This window comes from Streptomyces coacervatus, assembly GCF_029223485.1.
In the GTDB taxonomy this organism is placed as follows: domain Bacteria; phylum Actinomycetota; class Actinomycetes; order Streptomycetales; family Streptomycetaceae; genus Streptomyces; species Streptomyces coacervatus.
On sequence record NZ_JARHTP010000051.1, the window covers coordinates 1 to 5,673 of the forward strand.

The 5,673-nt window shown below is 70.6% G+C and carries 1 protein-coding gene; it reads right to left on the reverse strand.

The annotated features are described in order from the left end of the window. Window positions 1-5,673, reverse strand: a 5,673-nt coding sequence (locus tag P2Q00_RS50465) for a type I polyketide synthase (protein ID WP_275781973.1), incomplete at both ends; no start/stop codon positions are given.

A 5,673-nucleotide genomic window follows, 5' to 3' on the forward strand; every position in this document is an offset into this window, starting at 1 on the left:
CACCAGCCACAACCCCGGCAGCACCCCCCTCACCAGCCACCGCATCCAGACCCGCCAGCAACCCCTCACGATCACCCGCGACCACAACCACCCGCTGCTCCAACCCGGCACGACCCGTCGCCAGGGAGTAGGCGAGGTCCAGCGGGCGCAGCCCCGGCTGTGCGGCAAGCTGCGCGTGCAGCCGCTCGGCCTGCTCACGCAATGCCTGCCCGCTGCCGGCCGACAGCGCGAAGGGCAGAACCGGCAACACCGCACCCGGCACCGCCTCGGCCTCCGCCTCCACCTCGGGAGCCTGCTCGATGATCGTGTGGGCGTTGGTGCCACTGATACCGAAGGACGACACGCCCGCCCGGCGCGGGCGGCCGCTCTCCGGCCACTGACGGGCCTCGGTCAGCAGCGACACTTCGCCCGCCGACCAGTCGACATGCGGGGTCGGCTCGTCCACGTGCAGGGTCTGCGGCAGCACACCATGCCGCATCGCCAGCACCATCTTCATGATCCCGGCGACACCGGCCGCGGCCTGCGTGTGACCGATGTTCGACTTGATCGAGCCCAGCCACAACGGCCGGTCCCCACCGCGCTCCTGGCCATAGGTGGCCAGCAGCGCCTGCGCCTCGATCGGATCACCCAGCGTCGTACCCGTACCGTGCGCCTCCACCGCATCCACGTCCGACGCCGACAGACCCGCCGACGCCAACGCCTGGCGGATGACACGCTGCTGCGACGGACCGTTCGGCGCCGTCAGACCATTGCTCGCACCGTCCTGGTTCACCGCCGAGCCGCGGACCACCGCCAGCACCGGATGGCCGTTACGACGGGCATCCGACAGCCGCTCCACCAGGAGTACGCCGACGCCCTCACCCCAGCCGGTGCCGTCCGCACCCGCCGCGAACGCCTTCACCCGGCCGTCGGCAGCAAGCCCACGCTGCCGGCTGAAGTCCACGAAGTTCTCCGGGGTGGCCATGATCGTGACGCCACCCACCAGCGCGAACGAGCATTCGCCGTTGCGCAGGGCCTGGGCCGCCCAGTGCAGGGCCACCAGCGACGACGAACAGGCCGTGTCCACTGTCACGGCCGGGCCTTCCAGCCCGAAGACATAGGCGAGTCGGCCGGAGACGACACTGGCCGCGTTCCCGGTGCCGAGGTGACCTTCGAGCCCCTCGGGTGCCCTCATCAGCAGCGACAGGTAGTCCTGGCCGTTCGTGCCGATGAACACGCCGGCCTGACTGCCGCGCAGGGTGTCCGGGGCGATACCCGCCCGCTCGAACGCCTCCCACGCGGTCTCGAGCAGCAGCCGCTGCTGCGGGTCCATCGCCATCGCCTCACGCGGGCTGATGCCGAAGAAGCGCGCGTCGAACTGAGCGGCCTCCTCGATGAAGCCGCCCTCACGGGTGTAGGTCTTGCCCGCCTGCTCGGGGTCCGGATCGTAGAGGGACTCGATGTCCCAGCCGCGGTCGGCGGGGAACCGGGAGGTTCCGTCGCGTCCGTCGGCCAGCAGCTGCCAGAGGTCTTCCGGTGAGCGCACACCGCCGGGGAAGCGGCAGCTCATCGCGACGATCGCGATCGGGTCATCAGCCACTGAGAGCGCCGAGGCGCCGGGTACCGAGCTGACGACGGTCGCTCCCTGTCCGGAGTGCCCGAGCCGTCCGAGGAGTTCGTCGCGCAGGTGGGCGGCGAGTGCGGAGGCCGTGGGGTAGTCGTAGACCAGGGTGGTCGGCAGGCTCAGCCCCGTGACGGCGCCCAGGCGGTTGCGCAGCTCCACGGCGGTGAGGGAGTCGAAGCCCAGCTCCCGGAACGCACGGTCGCCCAGGACGGCATCCGCACCACTGTGCCCGAGCACGGCCGCGACCTGGGCACGCACCAGCTCCAGCAGTTCCTTCTCGCGTTCGGCGTCACCGAGGTCGGCCAAGCGGTCGGCGAGCGATGACGAACCGCGCACGGAGTGCTGGTGGTCGTTTTCGGCGCGGGAGGCCTCCGACGACGCCTGCACGGGCCGCAGTTCGTCGAGGAGTGTGCTGGGGCGTACGGCGGTGAAGCCGGACGCGAAGCGCTCCCAGTCCAGATCCACCACACACAGCGCCGGATCACCCAGCCCGCCCAGACCGACAGCCTGCTCCAACGCCCGCATCGCCAACCGCGGATCCATCGGCGGCATACCCTCACGCCGCAACCGCCGCTCCAGAACCCCCTCCGCCACCATCCCGCCATCAGCCCACGGACCCCACGCCACCGACACCGCCGGCAGCCCCAAACCACACCGCTCCCCCGCCAACGCATCCAAGAACGCGTTCGCAGCAGCGTAATTGGCCTGCCCCGCAGCACCCAGAGTGCCGCTGACCGACGAGAAGAGTACGAACGCCGACAGATCCAGATCACGCGTCAGCTCATCCAGATGACGCGCCGAATCCGCCTTCGCCCGCCACACCTCCTCGAACCGCTCCGGCGTCAGCCCATCCAGCACACCGTCATCGAGCACACCCGCGGTGTGGAACACCGCCGTCAGCCCGGAACGCAGCGGCTCCAGCAGCCCCGCCAGCGCCTCACGATCCGCCACATCACAAGCGGCGATCGTCACCCGCGCACCCGCCGCAACCAGCTCCGCCTCCAGCTCGGCCGCACCCGGCGCCTGCACACCCCGCCGACTGGTCAGCACCACATGCTCAGCACCACCCGCCACCAGCCACCGCGCCACCCGGGCACCCAACGCACCCGTACCACCCGTCACCAGCACCGTGCCACCCGGCATCCACCCCCCACCCGGCACCACACCCGACGACGAGGACACCCGAACCAGCCGACGCGCAAAGACCCCGGACGCCCGCACCGCGACCTGGTCCTCGCCGCCCACACCGGCCAGCACATCCGCCAGCCGGCCCAGAGCACGCTCATCCAGCACACCCTGCGGCAGATCCACCAGACCGCCCCACCGCGCCGGAACCTCCAACGCCACCACCCGGCCCAGACCCCACACACCAGCCTGCACCGCACTGCCCAACCGGTCCGAACGACCCGTCGACACAGCACCCCGCGTCACACACCACAACCGGGCATCAATGCCCGCATCACCCAACGCCTGCACCAACACCGCAGACACCGACACACCAGCCGACTCGTCCAACGCCAGCAACGACAGCACCCCGGAAGCACCCGCCTCCGCGGGCACCGCCGACCGCAGCACCTCGGCAACCTCATGCCGCCCCAACCCCGCCGGCAACGTCACGGTGCACACATCCACACCCCGCGCCGACAACGCCCCGGCAACGTCCTCAGCCAGACCGCCATCCACGCCCCCGGCCGGAACAACCACCAGCCACGTACCGGACACGACACCAGCCGCACGCCCGGACACCGGCCTCCACACCACCCGGTAACGCCAGCCATCCACCACCGACCGCTCACGCACCTGCCGACGCCACGCCGACAACGCCGGCACAACCTCACTCAACGGCTGCTCAGCACCAACCTCCAACTCGGAAGCCAGCGACCCCACATCCCCCTGCTCCACCGCCTCCCAAAAACGCGCATCCACCGAACCCGCATCACCCGCAACCACCGAACCCGCAACAGGAACAGCCGGAACCTCCAGCCAGAACCGCTCCCGCTGGAACGCATAGGTGGGCAGGTCGATCCTGCGCGCACCCGTCCCCGCGAAATGCGTCTCCCAGTCGATGCCGACGCCCCTGACGTGCGCCTGAGCCACGGCCGTGGTCAGGCTGGTGACCTCGGGACGGTTCCGACGCAGCACGGGCACATACGCATGCCCGTCCCCGCTCAGGCACTCCTGTGCCATCGCCGACAGCACACCGTCCGGACCCAGCTCGACAAACGTCGTGACGCCCTCGGCCTCCAGCACCCGCACGCCATCCAGGAACCGCACAGCCTCCCGCACATGCCGCACCCAGAACTCCGGCGAACAGACCTCCTCGACACCCACCACAGAACCAGTGAGGTTGGAGACAAGCGGGATACGCGGAGCCTCGTACGACAGGCCCTCGGCAACCTCCCGGAACGCCTCCAGCATCCCGTCCATGTGCGGGGAGTGGAACGCGTGACTGACCGTCAGGCGGCTCGTCTTGCGACCCAGCTCCTCGAAGCGGGCCGCGATCTCCAGTACGACGTCCTCGTCACCCGAGACCACCACCGACGCCGGGCCGTTGACGGCCGCAATGCTCACCGCGTCCGTCAGATACGGCGCCACCTCGTCCTCGGCCGCCTGCACCGCCACCATCGCCCCACCGGACGGCAACTCCTGCATCAACCGGCCGCGCGCCGCCACCAGCGTGCAGGCGTCCGCGAGTGAGAGCACACCCGCACAGTGCGCGGCCGCGATCTCACCGATGGAATGGCCGGAGACGAAGTCCGGCCTGATGCCCCACGATTCGAGGAGCCGGAACAGCGCCACCTCGACGGCGAACAACGCAGGCTGCGTGAACGCCGTCTGATCGAGAAGTCCAGCGTCGGCGTCGCCGAAGAGCACGTCCAGCAGCGGCACCTCGAACCGGGCGCACACCTCGCGCAGCGCTTCTGCGAAGACCGGGTATTCCGCGTACAGCTCCCGGCCCATCCCCAGCCGCTGGCTGCCCTGACCGGTGAACAGGAACGCCAGCTTCCCGACGGTCGTCGAGCCCTTGATCACTCCTGCGAGCGACTGCCCGCCCGCCACCGTGCCCAGCTGCCGCAGGAACTCCTCGCGGTCACCGGCGACCAGCACCGCACGCTCGTCGAAGGCGGCACGGCCGGTGGCGAGCGAGTAACCCACGTCGACCAGGTCCACATCCTCGTCAGCCAGCAGCTGCGCACGCAGACGGCCGGCCTGATCCCGCAGCGCACCCGCGTCCTTGGCGGACAGCACCCACGGCACCACGGAGGGGACACGGACCGGCTGGGTCTCGCCCTGCTCCGCCTCGGCGATCGCCGGCGGCTCTTCGATGATGGTGTGGGCGTTGGTGCCGCTGATGCCGAAGGACGACACACCCGCGCGGCGCGGGCGGCCGGTCTGCGGCCACTGACGGGCCTCGGTCAGCAGCTCGACCGCACCCGCCGACCACTCGACATGCGGGGTCGGCTCGTCGACGTGGAGGGTCTGCGGCAGCACACCGTGCCGCATCGCCATCACCATCTTGATGATCCCGGCGACACCGGCCGCGGCCTGCGTGTGACCGATGTTCGACTTGATCGAGCCCAGCCACAGCGGCGCGTCCTGGGCGCGCTCCTGGCCGTAGGTGGCCAGCAGGGCCTGCGCCTCGATCGGGTCACCCAGCCGGGTGCCCGTGCCGTGCGCCTCCACCGCATCCACGTCCGACGTGCTCAGCCCGGCACTCGCCAGCGCCTGCCGGATCACCCGCTGCTGCGACGGCCCGTTCGGCGCCGTCAGACCATTGCTCGCACCGTCCTGGTTGACCGCACTGCCGCGCACCACCGCCAGCACGGGATGGCCGTTGCGGCGGGCATCCGACAGCCGCTCCACCAGCAGCATGCCCGCGCCCTCACCCCAGCCGGTGCCGTCCGCACCCGCCGCGAACGCCTTGCACCGGCCATCCACCGCAAGCCCACGCTGCCGGCTGAAGTCCACGAACGTCTCCGGCGTGGCCATCACCGCCACACCACCGGCCAACGCCAGATCACACTCACCACTGCGCAACGCCTGAGCCGCCAGATGCAGGGCAACGAGCG